The following is a 15809-nucleotide window of genomic DNA, read 5'->3' on the forward strand; positions in this document are numbered from 1 at the left end:
CGCCGCACCCTCCCCCGCCGGAACGGCCCCGGCCGCCCGCCCCCGCACGACGGCGCCGCGCCGCGCGGCACGCCGGCTGCCGCTGCACGCGGCCGCCGCCCTGACCGTGGTGATCTGCCTGTTCCCCGTGTGCTGGATGGCGGCGACCGCGTTCAAGCCGTCGCGCGACATCCAGTCCGACGACCCGCGGCTGCTGCCGGAGCACTGGACGCTGGACCACTTCCGGCGCGCGGTGGGCGCCGACGGCTTCGCCCTGTTCTGGCGCAACAGCGTCCTGGTCACCCTCGGCGCCGTCCTGCTCGCGCTCGTCGTCGCCCTCGGCGCGGCCTACGCCGTGGCCCGGCTGCGCTGGCGCGGCCGGCGGCAGTTCATGCTCGCCGTGTTCATCGCGCAGATGGCGCCCTGGGAGTCGCTGGTCATCCCGGTCTACATCATCTCCCGGGACACCGGCATGCTCGACCGGCTGCCGACGCTGACCCTGGTCTACTTCATGATCACCCTGCCGTTCACCGTGGTGGTCCTGCGGGGCTTCATCGCCGGCATCCCGCCCGAGCTGGAGGAGGCGGCGCAGGTCGACGGCTGCAGCAGGCAGGCCGCCTTCCGCAGGGTCGCCCTGCCCCTGCTGGCGCCCGGCCTCATGGCCACCTCCCTGTTCGGGTTCATCACCGCCTGGAACGAGTTCACCTACGCCAACTTCCTGATCATCAAGCAGCAGGACAGCCGCACCCTGCCGGTCTGGCTGTCCTCCTTCCAGTCCACGTTCGGCACGGACTGGGGCGCCACCATGGCCGCCTCCACCCTCTTCGCCCTGCCCGCGCTGATCGTCTTCCTCGCCCTGCAGCGCCACGTGACCTCGGGCCTCGCGTCCGGAGGGGTCAAGGGCTGAACCGCCTCCGCCGACCCGTGTCCCGCCGACCCCGGAGACCACCTGTGGACCTGCCGCACCCCGGCCTCGCCCTCGTCCCCCGGCCCCGCGAACTGCGCCCGCGCCCCGGCCGCTTCCGTCTCGACAGCACCACCCGGCTGCGGGTCACCCCCGGCACCGAACGGGCCGCCGCCCTGCTGCGGTCGTACCTCGCCCCGGCCACCGGGCTGCGCCTGGAGCACGCCGACGACGGCACCGTCGTCCTCGCCCTGGACGCCGCCCTCGGCCTCGGGGCGGAGGGGTACGGGCTGACCGTCGGCGCGCACGGCGTGCTGCTGCGCGCGGCCCGCCCGGCGGGGCTGCTGCGCGGCATCCAGACGCTGCGCCAGCTCCTCCCCCACCAGGCCCTGTCCGACCGGCCCCGGCCCCTCCCCCACTGGGAGCTGCCCGCGGTGGACATCACCGACCGGCCGCACCACACCTGGCGCGGCGCCATGCTGGACGTCGCCCGCCACTTCCAGCCGGCCTCCTACCTGCGCCGCTACGTCGACCTGCTGGCCTTCCACAAGCTCAACGTGCTCCAGCTGCACCTCACCGACGACCAGGGCTGGCGGATGCCGGTGGCCGCCCACCCCCGGCTGACCGAGGTCGGCGGGTGGCGCCGCGAGTCGATGACCGGGCCCGCCGGAAGCGACCGGTTCGACGGCCGGCCGCACGGCGGTTCCTACACCCGCGCCGAGCTGGCCGGCCTCGTGGCGTACGCGGCCGAGCGCGGCGTGACCGTACTGCCGGAGATCGACATGCCCGGACACGTCCGCGCCGCCCTGGCCGCCCACCCGGAACTCGGCAACGATCCCGGGCGGCGGCTGGACGTGTGGACGCGGTGGGGCGTGTGCGAGAACGTGCTCGGCGTCGGCGACCACGTCCTGGACTTCTTCCGCACCGTCCTGGACGAGGTGATGGACGTCTTCCCGTCCCCGTACCTCCACATCGGCGGCGACGAGTGCCCCACGGTGGAATGGGAGAACAGCCCGGCCGCGCTCGCCCGCGCCGCCCGCGAGGGGCTGCGCGGCCCCCGCGCACTGCACGGCTGGTTCCTGGCCCGGATCGCCGACCACGTGCTGCGGGCGGGCCGCCGTCCGGTGGCCTGGGCCGAGACCGGCATCACGCTGCCGGTGGACTGCGCGGTGATGAGCTGGCGGGAACCGGCGCACGCCTGGGCCGCCGCCCGCCGCGGCCACGACGTCGTCCACGCCGACCACCGCACCACCTACCTCGACCACGCGCGCGGCCCCGGCCCGCTGGAGCCCCCCGCCCAGCCGGGCCCGGTCGTCGACCTGCCCACCGTGTACGGACTGGAGCTCACCCCCGAGGCCCCCGATCCGCGGCTGGAGGCACGGATCCTCGGCGCGCAGGGCCAGGTGTGGACGGAGTTCGTCACCACCCCCGAGCACATCGAGTACCTGTCCTTCCCCCGTCTGTGCGCGCTCGCCGAGCGGGTGTGGCATCCGACGCCCGACTGGCCGGACTTCCGCGCGCGCCTGGCGGGACACCTGCTCCGCCTGGACGCGCTGCGCGTCCCGCACGCCGTACCGCCCCGTCCGCCGGCGCACACGGCGGTGTGACGTCGCGTCCCGCCCCGCCGGCACCACCACGACTCTCCCGCAGCAAGCGGGAGCCCTCCCCTCCCCCCGGAAAGGACCCACGCGGATGAGCACTCGTCCGACCGGCCTCCGTGCCCGCTCGGCCCTGGCCCTGTCGGCCCTGCTGGGCAGCGCGGCCCTGGCCGCCCTTCCCGCCGTCACCGCCTCCGCCGCCGACGGCGGCCTGGTGGTGCAGTACCGGACCAGCGCGGGCGGCGCGACCGCCGACCAGAGCGAGCCCTGGTTCAAGGTCCGCAACACCGGCTCCGCCCCCGTGCAGCTGAGCCAGGTGAAGATCCGCTACTACTTCAAGGCCGACGCGCCGGGCGCCGCCTACCGCTTCGCCTGCTCCTGGGCGGTGAAGGGGTGTTCCGCCGTCACCGGCACCTTCGGCACGCTGAGCAGCCCCACCGCCACGGCCGACCGCTACCTGGAGATCGGCTTCACCCCGTCGGCCGGGACGCTGGCGCCGGGCGCCGACACCGGGGACATGCAGCTGCGCTTCCACCGGTCGGACTGGCAGACGCTGCGGCAGAGCGACGACTACTCCTTCGGCGCCGCCCAGACCTCGTACGCGGACTGGAACAAGGTCACCGCCCGGCTCGCCGGGAGCACCGTGTGGGGCACCGCGCCCGCCGACGACGACCCCACGGACCCGACCGACCCCACCGACCCGCCCGGCGGCGGCCAGACCCTGTTCGACGACTTCACCTACACGTCCCACACCGACCCCGCGCTCTCCGCGCACGGCTGGAACGTCCGCTCCAACTCCGGCGGTCCCGGCGTGCCCGGTGCCACCTGGGACCCGTCCAAGGTCACCTTCACCACCGAGGGCGGCAGCAGGGTGATGAACCTGGAGACCTCCACCGCGGGCACGGGCGAGTCCACCCGGCACACCGAAGTCCTCACCCGGGACATGAAGTTCAAGAACGGCACCTACGCGGCCCGCGTCAAGTTCTCGGACGCCCCGAAGTCCGGCCCCGACGGCGACCACATCGTCCAGACCTTCTTCACCATCAACGACCTCAAGGCGCCGATGGCCGACGACTACGCCGAGTACGACTTCGAGTACCTGCCCAACGGCGGCTGGGGCGAGCCGGCCAACATCCTGTACACGACCTCCTGGGAGACCTACAACCCCGACCCCTGGCAGGCCGTCAACCAGCACAGCGAGAGCCGGACGAGCTTCGCCGGCTGGCACGACCTCGTCGTGACCATCGACGGCAACGCCATCACCTACTACGTCGACGGGCAGCTCTTCGGCACCCACGACGCCCGGTACCTGCCCGAACGGCCGATGTCGATCAACTTCAACCAGTGGCTGATCGACCTGAACGGCCAGACCTCGACCGCCCCGCGCGCCTACGACCAGCGGGTCGACTACGTCCTGCACGTCAAGGACCAGGTCCTCACCCCGGCCCAGGTGAACGCGAAGGTCGCCGCCTACCGCGGCGCCGGCACGGCCTTCGTGGACGAGGTCCCCGCTCCCTGAGGCCCCGACGGCCGGTCCGGCCCGGGCCGGACCGGGTGGGGCGCCGTACCGGACGGCGCCCGGTCCCTCACCCCGTGCACGGGAGCGGCGGCCTGCGCCACCGCCGGGCCCGCGTCCCGGCCGGGGCCGGACGCCTCCCAGAGGCCCTGGCCGAGGCGGCCGACGTCCGCGGCGCGGCGTGGCGGGAGTTCCCCGCACGACGGGAGGACCGACCCCGCCGCGCCGCCCGCCGGTCCGCGCCGGGGCACCGGCACGACGTCACGGGCACCGGCGTGCCCGCGGTGCGGTCGTCACCGCTCCGCACGCCGGTCGCGGTTCTCGAACATGCGGCGGACCACGGCGCCCTCGTCCTCGACCAGTCCGGAGGCGTCCGGGAGGACGAGTACGGCGGCGCAGTGCGCGCACAGCCGCGCGGCGCCGCCGGCCGGGTCGGCCGGCCTGCTGCCGCACGCCTTGCACGTTCCCGTGCCCCGACCGTCCTGTGCTGTCTGCTGTCCCACCGGTGCCCTCCTCCGCTCGACCACGCCGGTCGCCTCCTGCTCTCGGTCCGGGTGCCCGGCTTCCCCCGCCCGACACGGTCACGCCCCGTCCCGACGCTCCGCTCGCCGGAGTGCGGCGGCGTACGGTGGGCAGTCGGAGGTCTGTGACGGGCCGGCGGCGCAGGGGCCCTCCGGTGACGAGCGCCGCGGAAGCGGTGCTCGTCACCGGAGCGGAGCGCCGTCGCTCCGGCGGTGGGCCACGAGGCCGGAGGGCCGAGGGAGGAGAACGCTGTGGGCACCGACCGCGCGACCGACGGCGGCGTACAGATCACCCAGTGGCTGCTCGAGGTGGAGTCGCTGGAGGAGTTCCTGCAGACGCTGGCGGAGACCGCCCGCGACCTGACCGGTGTCGAGGGCACCGGCGTGACGCTGGAGCGGAACCGGCGGCCCCTGACCGTGGCCAGCGCGGGACCGCCGGCCCCGAAGCTGGACGAGAAGCAGTACGACCAGGACGACGGCCCCTGCCTGCGGTCCCTGCGCAACGGCGAGGAGATCGTCGTCGGCGACATGCTGAGCGAGGAACGCTTCGGCGACTATCCCGCCTACGCCGCCGCCAGCGGCATCCGCTCCTCCCTCTCCCTGCCGATCGCCGTCGGCCCCGACACCGCCGGTGCCCTGAACTTCTACGCCGCCGAGCCCGATGCCTTCAAGGACACCGACGTCACCGGACTGCGTTCGCTCGCGGCGCAGGCCGCCGGCGGCATCGCCCTGGCCCAACGCATCATGGACGCGCGGGACCTCGCCGAGCAGATGCAGACCGCGATGCGCTCCCGCAGCGTCATCGACCAGGCCATGGGCGTGATCATGGGTCAGCGCCGGTGCACCGCGGACGAGGCCTTCCGGATCCTGCGCTCCGCCTCGCAGCACCGCAACATCAAGATCCGTGATCTCTGCACCGAATTGATCACCAACCTGACCGGCGAGTCCCCCACCGCTCCGGAGCTGGGCCCCCGCCCCTGACCGTCCGGCTCGGGCCGGCCGGCGGGAGCGCCACGGACCGCCGGGGACGGCTCAGCGGAACGTGTGGACCAGCCGGATCCTGCCGACGAGGTGACGGTTGAACTCGTCGAGCTCCTCCGCGGGCACCCACAGCTCGAGAAGGGTCCGCCCGCCCGCCTGCCGGACCGGATACCTGCGCAGGAACTCGGACTCGACCTCGAACCGGGTGACGAAACCGGCGCCGTCGTGCTTGACGTTCCAGTCCCGGGCGATCCTGACGGCGTAGTCCTCGTCGAGGACCGGGTAGAAGATCGGCTGCTCGGGGAGGCGCGGCGGCCAGGCCCGCCAGTCCAGCTCCCGCACCAGTTCCAGCTCCTTGGGGCCGGTGGGACGCCACAGGGTCGTCGTCGCGCGCTGGCTGGTCACGGGGATCACTCTCGGGACGGGGCAGCCGTGGTCACGGCCGGCCGGGGCCTGGAGCGTACCGGGGGCCGGGGGCCGCGGCCACCGGGTTTCCGGTGGCTCGGCGCCTGCGGCGGGGCACCCGTGCGGGGCGGGCCTGCGCCGGCGTGATCGCCTCACGCCCCCGCGGTCGCCGGGCGGGCGGTGCGCGCCGCGGCGAGCAGGAACAGGCCGCAGGCCGTCACGAGCAGCCATCCCGCGTGGGACGCCCCGGCGAGGCCGGCGGGGCCGACGTCGGTGACCAGGGCTCCGGTGACGGCGATGCCCACCGCCGAGCCGACCTGGCGGGCCGTGGAGGTGACGGCGCCGGCGACTCCGGCCCGGGTCGGCGGCAGCCCGCCGACCGCGGTGTCGGTGAGCGGGGCGTTGGCGAAGCCGAAGCCGATGCCGATGAACAGGTAGGCGCACAGGAGCAGCGGCACGCCGGTGTCCGGGCCGAGGTCCACCAGGCTCAGGCCGCCCGCGGCGATGAACCCGCCGGCCAGCAGCAGCGGACGGCGCGGTCCCAGGCGTCCCACCAGGACGCCGGACCAGGGCGCGCACACGGCGGCTCCGAGCGCCATGGGCAGGGTCGCCGCGCCCGCGGCCAGCGGGGTCCAGCCGCGGCCGTGCTGGAGGTAGAGCGTGGTGAGCAGCAGGCTCACGTTCAGGGCGACGAAGACCGCCACCGCGCCCAGCACCGCCGTGCCGAAGGCCGGTCGCCGGAAGAGCCGGAGGTCCATCAGGGGTTCGGTCCGGCGCAGTTCGACGCGGACGAACGCGGCGGTGACGGCGGCGATCAGGACGTAGCCGGTGAGTGCCGTGGGCGAGGCCCAGCCGATGCGGGGTCCTTCGATGAGGACGCCGACGAACAGGAACAGCGCCGCCGTGAGGAGTGCCTGGCCGGGCAGGTCCGGTCGCCGGGCGCGTTCCCCGCGGGACTCGGGCACGAACACGGCGACCAGGACGAGCGCGGCGACGACGACCGGCGCGTTGATCCAGAAGACCGACCGCCAGCCGAACGCCGCGATGAGCGCCCCGCCGGTGACCGGGCCGGCCGCCATGCTGAGCCCGAAGACCGACGCCCAGACACCGATCGCCCGGGCCCGCTCCCGGCGGTCGGGCATGGCGTTCACCACGATGGCCAGGGCGACGGGGCTCAGCATCGAGGCGCCGATCCCCTGGACCGCCCGCGCCGCGACGAGCGCGCCGAGCGAGGGGGCCAGGGAGCAGGCCAGGGAGGCGACGCCGAAGAGCACCAGCCCGCCCCGCAGGACCCGGCGTCGTCCCAGGCGGTCGGCGAGCGCGCCGGACACGATCAGGAGGCTGGCCAGGACCACGGTGTAGGAGTCGACGACCCATGCGAGGCCGCGGGTGCCGGCGTCCAGGCCGCGGCCGATCTCGGGCAGGCCCACGGTGACGATGGTGGTGTCCACGCCCACCAGGAACATGCTCAGCGCGCAGACGGCGAGCACGGTCCAGCGCCGGCGGGCGTCGAGTGCGGGGGGTGGGGCGGTCAGGGAGGTGGTGGTCACAGGCGTTCCCCTTCGGTCGGGCCGGGATCGGCTGCCCGCTCATGCTCGGTTCGGGAGACCCGGCCCACCGAGGGTTTTTGCGAAGGCTGCAAAATGGCCCCCATGGACGCGGAACTCGCCGGGATTCTGGACGGCATCGGGCCACGGCTGCGCGCACTGCGCCGCGACCGCGGGCTCACCCTGGAGGCCCTCGCGGACGACACCGGGATCTCGGTGAGCACGCTGTCGCGTCTGGAGTCGGGGCGGCGGCGCCCGACGCTCGACCTGCTCATCCCCCTCGCCCGGGCACACCGCGTCGCACTGGACCAGCTCGTGGCGGCGCCGGCCACCGGCGATCCCCGCGTGCACCTCAAGCCCCGCAGCCGCGGGCCCGGCAGCGTCCTCGTCCCGCTGACCCAGTACCCGGGCCGGGTCCAGGTGTTCAAGCAGGTCCTCGCGCACCGCGAGCCGCGGCTCGTCAGCCACTCCGGCTACGAGTGGCTGTACGTGCTCGCCGGCGAACTCCGGCTCGTCCTGGGCGACCGCGAGGTCACCCTCCGGCCGGGCGAGGTGGCCGAGTTCGACACCTCCGAGCCCCACTGGTTCGGGCCCGCCGGTCCCGACGCCGTGGAGATCCTGCACTTGTTCGGTCCGCACGGCGACCAGGCCGTCGTCCGCACGGGCCCGGACGCGGCACCGGTTCCAGAGAACGCTGAAACCACCCTGAAACCGCGCTGAGGGGGGTGCCCTCCCACAGCGCGAGCCCGGCCTCGGCCGCCGCCGGCGACCCCGCGTGGTCGCCCGCCCCGGCCCGGGCCGCGCTCGCGGCGGCGTGCGGCAGCAGGGCGGAGCCGTCGACCTGTCCCTCGGCGAGGGTGAGCCGGTATCCGGTCGGCGTGCCGCCGATGACTCGGCGCCGAGCCGCGCCCGCGCCCGTGCCCGGGACACGGGGGCCTGCAGCGCCTTGCCCGGCCGCTCCGGCAGCCGGTCCGGCCACAGCTCCGCCACCAGCCGCCCGGTGCCGCAGCCGGTGCGCGGGTCCTCCGCGAGCAGGGCGAGGGGAGCGCGGAGGCGAGGCGCGGTGACCTCCTGTCCGCGGTGGGCGACACGCGGCGGCAGGGTCAAGTCGGTGGTCACCCCAGGAGATCGGCCAAGGCACCGGCCGCCGGTCCCCCGCCCCGGCCGGGTGTCCGGTGCACGCCGGCCCGACGGCACGCGGGGCCCGACGGCACGTGGGACCCGACGGCACGCGGGGCCGCGTGCGCGGCGGCACCCCGGGCGCCCCGAGGACGTCCGCCCGCGTCCCCGGGCGGGCGCGGTCCGGGGCCCCGGCCGCGTCCTCTTCCGCGACCGCGGCGGCCGCGCGCGGAACCCGGGCGCCGGCATCGGGTACTCCGGCGGCGGCGCCCCGACCGGCGTGCTACTGCCCTCCGTCAGCGGGGGACAGGACCCTCAGCGCTTGCCCCGGGGGTACAAGCGCGCGGGTCCGGCGCGGCGGTGCCGGCCTGCTCGTCGACGCCGGCTCGCCGGAGGACACCACGCACCCGTGAGGAGTGCGGCGCCTCAGAACGAGGTCTCGCGCACGCTCGCCCGGTTCTGCGGGCCGGCCGTGGCGGTGATCTCGGAACGGTGGCGGCCGCCCGAGAACGTCACCGTCAGGCTCTGCGGCGCGGTCTGCCGGGTGCTGGCGGTGAAGCCCTGGTTCGGCACCGCCGACACCAGGCACACCCTGCCGCCGCCGAAGCGCACGGTCGCCTTGCCGCCCTGGGACGGAACCGTGTACACGCCGGACGCGTCCTCCCCGCAGCCCGCCTCGCCGCCGCCCGTCCTCGTCGGCCGCGGGGAAGGGCGGACGGTCGCCGCCGGTGCGGGACGCGTCGTGCGGGGCGGCTCTGCCGTCCGGGACGGGACCGGGCCGGGCGGCTTCCTGCTCGGTGCCGGGCTGGGGACCGGCTCCGGGCTCGCCGACGGCGTGGGCCGCGGCGACGGCGGGAGGTCCTGCGGGACCGACTGCGCGACGGGTGCGGTGGGCCGGGTCGAGCCCACGACGAAGTGGATCGTCAGGATGACGGCCGTGACGCTGGCTGCCGTGCAGGACAGCCAGATGAGCAGGTAGCGCAGGAGGCGGGGCACGACACCATGGTGACGGACCGGCTAACGTTCCCGACCATGGCCTCCGTACTTGTCGTCGAGGACGACGCTGTGATCCGGGCCGCGCTGATCGAGGTCCTCAGCGGACACGGCCACGCGGTGCGGACCGCCCACCAGGGGTTCGAGGGGTTGCGCGAGGTCACCCGGCACCCGCCGGACATCGTGGTGCTCGACCTCGGTCTGCCCGACCTCGACGGGCTCGACGTGCTGCGCATGATCCGGGGGATCTCGCGCGTGCCGGTGCTGGTCGCCACCGCCCGGGACGACGAGACCGAGATCATCCGGCTGCTCAACGCGGGGGCCGACGACTACCTGGTCAAGCCGTTCTCGGGCGGCCAGTTGGCGGCCCGGCTGGCCGCCGTGCTGCGCCGCTCCGCACCCGCCGACGTCCGCGCCGCCGGGGGGTCCGACCTCCGGGTCGCCGACCTGCACATCGACCCCGCGGCGCGCACCGCCCGGCTCGCGGGCCGCGAACTGCCGCTGACCCGACGCGAGTTCGACCTGCTCGCCTATCTGGCCGCCCACGCCGACCAGGTGATATCCCGGCAGCGCATCCTCACCGAGGTGTGGCGGCAGCCGTATCTGGAGGAGCAGACGGTGGACGTCCACCTCTCCGCGCTCCGCAGGAAGATGGGCGAGAAGGCACGGCAGCCGCGCTATCTCCACACCGTGCGCGGCATCGGCATCAAGCTGGTCGGTTCGCCGTGAGACGGGCGCTCGCCGGCATCGCGCTCGCCGTCACCTCGATGGTGGCGCTGTCGTTCCTCGTCCCGCTCGCCCTCCTGGTCCGTGAGCAGGCCCGCGACCGGGTCACCACCGTCGCCGGACAGCGGGCCTCGGCGCTGTCACCGGTCCTGGCCCTCACCACCCGCCGCTCCCACGTGCAGCAGGCCGTCACCGAGATCGGCTCGCCCGACCGGCTCGCCGTGCGGCTGCCCGACGGCACCTTCGTCGGCACCCCGCACGCCCCGCGCGGTGCGCTGGAACGGGCCGTGCGGGGCCGGGAGACCCTCGCGCTGGACACCCCGGACGGCTGGATCTACCTGCAGCCCGTCGTGCTGCGCGGCGACCAGGTGGCGGTCGTGGAGGCCTATGTGCCCGCCGCCGAGCTGAACCGGGGGGTGGCCGCGTCCTGGGGTGTGATGGCGCTCCTGGCGCTGGGCCTGGTCGGCGGTTCGGTGCTGGTCGCCGACCGGCTGGGGGCCCGCGTCGTACGGTCCTCCCGCAGTCTGAAGCGCGCCTCGCTCGCGCTCGGCTCCGGGGACCTCGGCGTACGGGTGGAGCCGGACGGCCCGCCCGAACTGCGGGAGGCGGGGGCGGCGTTCAACACCATGGCCGACCGGGTCGTCGACCTGCTCGCCGTCGAACGGGAGCTGGTCGCCGACCTCTCCCACCGGCTGCGCACCCCGCTGACCGCCCTCTACCTGGAGGCGGACCGGATGGGCGCCACGCCGAGCGCGCGCAGGGTGGCCGACGCGGCGGCGCAGCTGGAGAGCGAGCTCGACGCGATCATCACGGCCGCCCGCGCGCCGCTGGCCGCCTCCCCGCCGGGCGGCGCGGGGTCCGAGCCGGCCAAGCCGTGCGACGTGGCCGAGGTGGTCGCGATGCGCCTGGACTTCTGGTCCGTCCTCGCCGCCCAGCAGGACCGCCCGTGCGAGCGGTACTTCACCCCGCGGCCCACGCCCGTCCGCTTCACCGAGGACGACCTCGCGGCCGTCGTCGACGCCCTGATCGGCAACGTCTTCCGGCACACCCCGCACGGCACCGCCTTCACCGTCCGGGTGGAGCGGACGGAGGGGCAGGTGCTGCTCACCGTCGACGACGCGGGCCCGGGTGTCGCGGACCCGGACGCCGCGCTGACCCGGGGGGTCAGCGTCGGCGGCTCCACGGGTCTCGGTCTGGACATCGTGGCGCGTGCGGCCCGGGCGGCGGACGGCGAACTGACCATCGGCCGTGCGCCGACGGGCGGGGCGCGGGTGCGGGTGTCGTTCGCCCTGGGGGCGGGGCGGTGATCCGGTTCAGCGGCTCGTGCCGAAGTTCTGGGTCCACCAGGGCCCGTTGTCGCCGAAGTGGACGCCGACGCCGAGTTCCTGGAACGCGCAGTTGAGTATGTTCGCGCGGTGGCCGGGGCTGTTCATCCAGGACTCCATCACCGACGCGGCGTCGGCCTGCCCGCGGGCTATGTTCTCGCCCAGCGTGGCCCACCGGTATCCGGCGGCCTCGACCCGGCCGGCCATCGTGGAGCCGTCGGGGCCCGTGTGGGACATCACCCCGCTCGCGGCCATCACGTCGCTGTAGTCGTCGGCGGCGCGGGTCAGCCGGTCGTTCGCGGTGACCGGCGAGCAACCGGCCTCGGCCCGCTCCTGGTTGACGAGGGCGAGCACCTGGGCCTCGGGGCCGTTGCCGGAGTCGTCTGACCCGCTCGTGTTCCCCGGCGTGCTCGTCCCGCCCGAGCCGGACCGCGCGGCGCTGTCCCCGCCGGCGGACCGGCCGCCGCCCGCCTCGGCCGAAGCCTTCACGGTCTCCGTGGGAGCCTTCGTCACCGGCTCGGCCGTCGGCGTCGCGGAGGCGGACCGGGCGGGCTTCCCCGGCTTCTTCCGGGGGGACGGGGAGGCGTCGGCGGACGGGGAGGCCGTGACGCTCGCGCTGACGGACGGCGAGACGGGTGCCGAAGTCCCGCCGGGGGCCGGCGCCTCGGCGGCGGAACGCGCGGCGACCCGGTCCGAGGCGTCGCCGTCGTCCCCCGGGAGGCCGGTCAGCGCGACCCCGACCCCCGCGGCGAGCGCCGCCGCTCCGAGTCCCAGTGCGGTGGTGCGCCTCCGCGGCCCGCCGCCGGGCCGGGCGTGCGAGCGGGAGCGGGACGGGCGGGCGGCTCGGCGAGAACCCATGGACAGGACACCTCGGTAGGTCGGTCGGCAGAGGAGCCCCGGCGGGCACGACCGCACCCACCGGGGCTGTGTGGGGGTGCGGTGAGCCTAGGCCCGGCCCTGGCGGAAACCGCCCCTGCGCAGGCCGGCTTCAAGAAGCCTTAAGGAAAACGGCAGACTGCCCTAAGCGAGTCAGCGTGAGCCGACCGCGTTCCCGCTCCCCCTCGGCGGAGGCTCCGGCCTCCGGGGCGGCGGCGACCTCGGCCCGAACGTCGTCGTCGGCCCGTCCACGCCGAACCCGCGGCAGAAGTCCGACCAGGTCTTCGCGCAGCAGGAGGAGAGCCGGTTCGGCAGCGGCCGCCACCGGTTCCCGCTGAAGCCGGGCACCTGTCACGACATCGACGCCCAACCGGGCTTCTGAGCCTCGGTCTGCGGGCTCGGCCCCGGCCCCGACGACGTCCGGATCAACGGTGACATCACCGTGGACGCGGGCCGGTTCAACGGCAGCGCCACCCGGACCTTCCGGCGTTCGGCCGGGAACCTGGCCGTCGACCCGGTCGACGGCACCGACCGGTGGGCCGTCGCCCAGGCCGCGCCGTCCCGGCCGAGGGACGGCGACGTGGCGCCGGGACCGGCGGCCCCGGCCGGGACTTCCCCGGCCGGGGCCGCCGCCCGCCCGTTCAGGACCGCCGAGCGGCGGCCCCGCAACGGGGTTCCGCGAGGCGGCGAGCACCGCCGCACGCGGGGGCGGCGACGGGTCAGGGGCTCAGCCGCTCACCGTGATGCTGGAGCTCCCGCTGCTCTGGTATCCCTCGGTGGCGAGGATCATGTAGTAGTTGAAGCTGCCGAGCCGCATGCCGTAGCGGGCCCAGGCGTCGAAGTGGTTGCCGGTGGTGATGGTCCCGCCCGTCCTCTTCGACTGCCGCACGCTCCAGTACTGGTTGAAGGTCTTGGTGCCCTCCACGGACGGGGCGTTGTACCGGGTGGTCTGGTAGACGTCGTACGTGCCGCCGTCGCTGGTGACGGTGCCCTTGTACGTGCCCGTGGGCCGGTAGGTGCCCCAGTTGTCGACGATGTAGTACTCGACGAGGGGGTTGGCCGTCCACCCGTAGAGGGTGAGGTAGCCGTTGCCGGACGGGGCGAAGCTGCCCGAGTAGCGCACCGTCCGCCGTCCGCCGTTGCTCCAGCCCTTGCCGGCCACGAAGTTGCCGCAGTTGGTCCAGTTGGTGCGGTAACTGCCTCCCGACGACAGGGTCATGGAGACCGAGCCGCCGCCGTCGGTCCAGAACGAGTAGTAGAAGCCGTTGTTGGTGCCGGTCTGGTTGGTGGTGATGGTCGTGTCCGCGTGCGCGGTGCCGGGCAGCAGCAGACCGGAGGCGGTGGCCAGCGTGAGGGCACCGGCACCGCCGAGGAGGCTCCGGCGGGAGAGCGTCGGTGCGGGTGGGGGGTTCTCGTGCATGTTTCCTCCTGGTGACAGCCGAGGGGGGAGGTTCCGGTTACGAGGGATCGCTGGAGAGTATGAACCCGGCCCGGAAAGGCGGTCAATGACTCTGTTTCCGAAAGTACTCCGAAAGTTAATTGGAGATCAGCAGTCAGAGCTGCGAAATGTTTCGGCAAGGCCCATTTCCGCCCACTTACGGAATCCTCGCCGACCTCTCCGCCACCTCACCGTTCCGAAAGCCGTCGAATGTTTCGGCGCTCCCGCCGGGAACGGCTTCGCTACTCCGTCACCTCGCGGTCGTGGCCGTCGTGGAGGCCGCCGCCGCTGCCCGTGCCGCCCCCGGTCGGCACGGTGGTGACCGGCTCGCGCAGGGAACCCAGGTCCTGGGCGTACGTACCCACCGCGTGGGCGATGACGTCGATGTTGACGTCGAACGCCCGCATGCCGACGTTGTCGAGGTCGTCGCACGCGGCGTGGTAGCACGCGTCGTACGCGACCCCGGCCGTGCCGCCGAACTTCTCGGCCTGCGGGGCCGTCTTGATCTCCTCGGCGCCGGTGAAGGTGCCGCCGGAGGGGATGCCCGCCTCGACGAACGGCCCGTAGTCGGAGCGGCCGGTGAAGTCGGTGCCCTCGTACGGCGTGCCGGTCCGGTCGAGGAACTCGCCGATGTCGCGCTCCAGTTGCGCGGAGCCCGCCGGGCCGGCCGGTGCGCCCACGCCGTCGGAGTCGTCACCGTCGTAGACGAACAGGCCGTGGTTCGGTGACGCGATCATGTCGAAGTTGAGGTAGAGCCTGATCTCCTTCCTGCCGGAGTCGCCGAGGTGCGCGACGTAGTGCTCGGAGCCGAGCAGACCGTTCTCCTCCGCGCCCCACCAGGCGAAGCGCACCTTGTTCGCGGGGCGTTCGCGGGTCTCGGCGAGCTCCAGGGCCACCTCCAGCAGACCGGCGGAGCCGGAGCCGTTGTCGTTGATGCCGGGGCTCGCCGTCACGCTGTCGAGGTGGGCACCGAGCATCACCGTGCCGGCGGCGTCGCCGTGCGGGGTCTCCGCGATGACGTTCCTGGTGGAACGTTCCTCCTGGTGCTGGCGGATCTCGAAGGCCACCTTCACCGGGCCCCGCGCGAGGTCCGCGGCGAGCTTCTCGCCCGCCGCGAGCGTGATGCCGCCGATCGGGATCCCGTCCGCCGCCGGGTCGCCCAGGGTGCCGGAGAGCGCGCCCTCGACGTTGTTGTAGACGATCGCGCCGACCGCACCCGCGGCCGCCGCGTTCTCCTGCTTGACCCCGAAGGCGCAGCCGCCGCGCTTGACGAGCGCGATGTTCCCGGTGAAGGCCCCGGGCGCGAAGTCGCCGGGCTCGCAGCCGTGGGTGCCGTCGGCGTCGACGGGCGCGGCGGCCAGCTTCGCCGTGATGCCGCCGGCCGGCGTCGACTTCGTGTACGTCATGGCCGCGATCGCGACGTCGCGCGGCGCGGGCGAGACCACGGACAGCTTCTCGGCCCGGGTCTCGGTGTAGACGAACTCGAAGTCCTGGTACCAGACCCGGTACCCGGCCTTCTTCAGCAGCCGGTGCACGTACGCGGCGGACGCGGCGTGGCCGGGCGTTCCGGCGGCGCGGTTGCCGCCCGCGCGGTCGGCCGTCCGCTGGAACTCCCGCAAGTGCTCGAAGGCGTCCCGGGCGGACGACTCGCGGACCAGTTCCTCGGAGAGCTCGGCCGCTTCCCCGGCGGCGCGGCCGGCGGGGTCATGCCGGTGCGCGGTGACGGGGGACGCGGATGCCAGCAGGAGCGGGGTCGCGAGTGCGGCCGCGGCCAGGGCGGCCGCGGCTCTGCGAGGGGTTGCGCGCACAGAGATCCGATCCTTCCCGATGCGGACGAGAACGAGGGGCAGCCGGCCGTCTCCGGGTGACCCGTGATCACTT

The 15809-nt window shown here is 74.6% G+C and carries 15 protein-coding genes and 2 pseudogenes; 9 read left to right on the plus strand and 8 right to left on the minus strand.

Annotation, left to right across the window (positions count from 1 at the left end; all coding sequences use genetic code 11):
- Positions 1 to 76: 76 nt before the first annotated feature.
- From ACIF8T_RS22280 to ACIF8T_RS22290, 3 genes are all read left to right on the plus strand, one after another.
- A complete protein-coding gene (locus ACIF8T_RS22280; RefSeq protein ID WP_400037991.1) occupies positions 77 to 886 on the plus strand; it encodes a carbohydrate ABC transporter permease in 810 nt (269 codons plus the stop codon).
- A gap of 44 nt (positions 887 to 930) precedes the next feature.
- Positions 931 to 2490, plus strand: coding sequence for a beta-N-acetylhexosaminidase (locus ACIF8T_RS22285; protein ID WP_400037632.1), 1560 nt, complete (start codon positions 931 to 933; stop codon positions 2488 to 2490).
- Positions 2491 to 2575: 85 nt separating this feature from the next.
- Positions 2576 to 4000, plus strand: a complete 1425-nt coding sequence (locus tag ACIF8T_RS22290) for a cellulose binding domain-containing protein (RefSeq protein ID WP_400037634.1) — start codon at positions 2576 to 2578, stop codon at positions 3998 to 4000.
- A gap of 290 nt (positions 4001 to 4290) precedes the next feature.
- On the opposite strand, the gene ACIF8T_RS22295 is transcribed toward ACIF8T_RS22290, so the two are convergent.
- Positions 4291 to 4500 (minus strand): hypothetical protein, encoded by a 210-nt coding sequence (locus ACIF8T_RS22295; RefSeq protein WP_400037636.1) that lies wholly within the window; start codon positions 4498 to 4500, stop codon positions 4291 to 4293.
- A 270-nt stretch (positions 4501 to 4770) separates the two neighbouring features.
- On the opposite strand from ACIF8T_RS22295, the gene ACIF8T_RS22300 reads away from it, so the two are divergent.
- The gene (locus ACIF8T_RS22300) at positions 4771 to 5499 is read left to right on the plus strand and encodes a GAF and ANTAR domain-containing protein (protein ID WP_400037638.1); all 729 of its coding nucleotides are present in this window, start codon (positions 4771 to 4773) and stop codon (positions 5497 to 5499) included.
- A gap of 51 nt (positions 5500 to 5550) precedes the next feature.
- On the opposite strand, the gene ACIF8T_RS22305 is transcribed toward ACIF8T_RS22300, so the two are convergent.
- Both ACIF8T_RS22305 and ACIF8T_RS22310 read right to left on the minus strand, forming a co-directional pair.
- Positions 5551 to 5910, minus strand: a complete 360-nt coding sequence (locus ACIF8T_RS22305) for a hypothetical protein (protein WP_400037993.1) — start codon at positions 5908 to 5910, stop codon at positions 5551 to 5553.
- 146 nt (positions 5911 to 6056) lie between these two features.
- Complete coding sequence (locus ACIF8T_RS22310) at positions 6057 to 7454, minus strand: DHA2 family efflux MFS transporter permease subunit (protein ID WP_400037640.1); 1398 nt, start codon at positions 7452 to 7454, stop codon at positions 6057 to 6059.
- Between the two features lie 102 nt (positions 7455 to 7556).
- Between ACIF8T_RS22310 and ACIF8T_RS22315 the strand changes: the two genes are divergently transcribed.
- Entirely contained in the window at positions 7557 to 8171 is a 615-nt protein-coding gene (locus ACIF8T_RS22315) for a helix-turn-helix domain-containing protein (protein WP_400037642.1), read from the plus strand.
- 4 nt (positions 8172 to 8175) lie between these two features.
- Here ACIF8T_RS22315 and ACIF8T_RS22320 read toward each other — a convergent pair.
- A pseudogene (locus ACIF8T_RS22320) lies at positions 8176 to 8570 on the minus strand (AfsR/SARP family transcriptional regulator); the annotation flags it as partial.
- Between the two features lie 426 nt (positions 8571 to 8996).
- The gene (locus ACIF8T_RS22325) at positions 8997 to 9218 is read right to left on the minus strand and encodes a hypothetical protein (protein WP_400037644.1); all 222 of its coding nucleotides are present in this window, start codon (positions 9216 to 9218) and stop codon (positions 8997 to 8999) included.
- Here ACIF8T_RS22325 and ACIF8T_RS22330 point away from each other — a divergent pair.
- Genes ACIF8T_RS22330 through ACIF8T_RS22340 form a run of 3 tightly spaced genes read left to right on the plus strand, consistent with a single transcriptional unit; the run spans position 9211 to position 11596 of the window.
- Entirely contained in the window at positions 9211 to 9549 is a 339-nt protein-coding gene (locus ACIF8T_RS22330) for a hypothetical protein (protein ID WP_400037646.1), read from the plus strand. The genes ACIF8T_RS22325 and ACIF8T_RS22330 overlap by 8 nt on opposite strands.
- A gap of 53 nt (positions 9550 to 9602) precedes the next feature.
- Positions 9603 to 10292: a response regulator transcription factor gene (locus ACIF8T_RS22335; protein ID WP_400037648.1), complete on the plus strand. Its 690-nt coding sequence runs from the start codon at positions 9603 to 9605 to the stop codon at positions 10290 to 10292.
- Positions 10289 to 11596: a sensor histidine kinase gene (locus tag ACIF8T_RS22340; protein WP_400037649.1), complete on the plus strand. Its 1308-nt coding sequence runs from the start codon at positions 10289 to 10291 to the stop codon at positions 11594 to 11596. Before ACIF8T_RS22335 ends, ACIF8T_RS22340 begins: the two co-directional genes overlap by 4 nt.
- 6 nt (positions 11597 to 11602) lie before the next feature.
- Here the strand turns inward: ACIF8T_RS22340 and ACIF8T_RS22345 are convergent, their stop codons facing one another.
- On the minus strand, positions 11603 to 12472 hold the full coding sequence (locus ACIF8T_RS22345; protein WP_400037651.1) for a CAP domain-containing protein: 870 nt from the start codon (positions 12470 to 12472) through the stop codon (positions 11603 to 11605).
- Between the two features lie 220 nt (positions 12473 to 12692).
- Here ACIF8T_RS22345 and ACIF8T_RS22350 point away from each other — a divergent pair.
- Positions 12693 to 13055, plus strand: a pseudogene (locus tag ACIF8T_RS22350) (sialidase); the annotation flags it as partial.
- Positions 13056 to 13217: 162 nt separating this feature from the next.
- Here ACIF8T_RS22350 and ACIF8T_RS22355 read toward each other — a convergent pair.
- Entirely contained in the window at positions 13218 to 13910 is a 693-nt protein-coding gene (locus ACIF8T_RS22355) for a glycoside hydrolase family 11 protein (RefSeq protein ID WP_400037653.1), read from the minus strand.
- A gap of 260 nt (positions 13911 to 14170) precedes the next feature.
- Positions 14171 to 15736 (minus strand): M28 family metallopeptidase, encoded by a 1566-nt coding sequence (locus ACIF8T_RS22360; protein WP_400037655.1) that lies wholly within the window; start codon positions 15734 to 15736, stop codon positions 14171 to 14173.
- Between the last annotated feature and the right edge of the window lie 73 nt (positions 15737 to 15809).

This window comes from Streptomyces sp. NPDC085946 (assembly GCF_044540485.1).
Classification (GTDB): domain Bacteria; phylum Actinomycetota; class Actinomycetes; order Streptomycetales; family Streptomycetaceae; genus Streptomyces.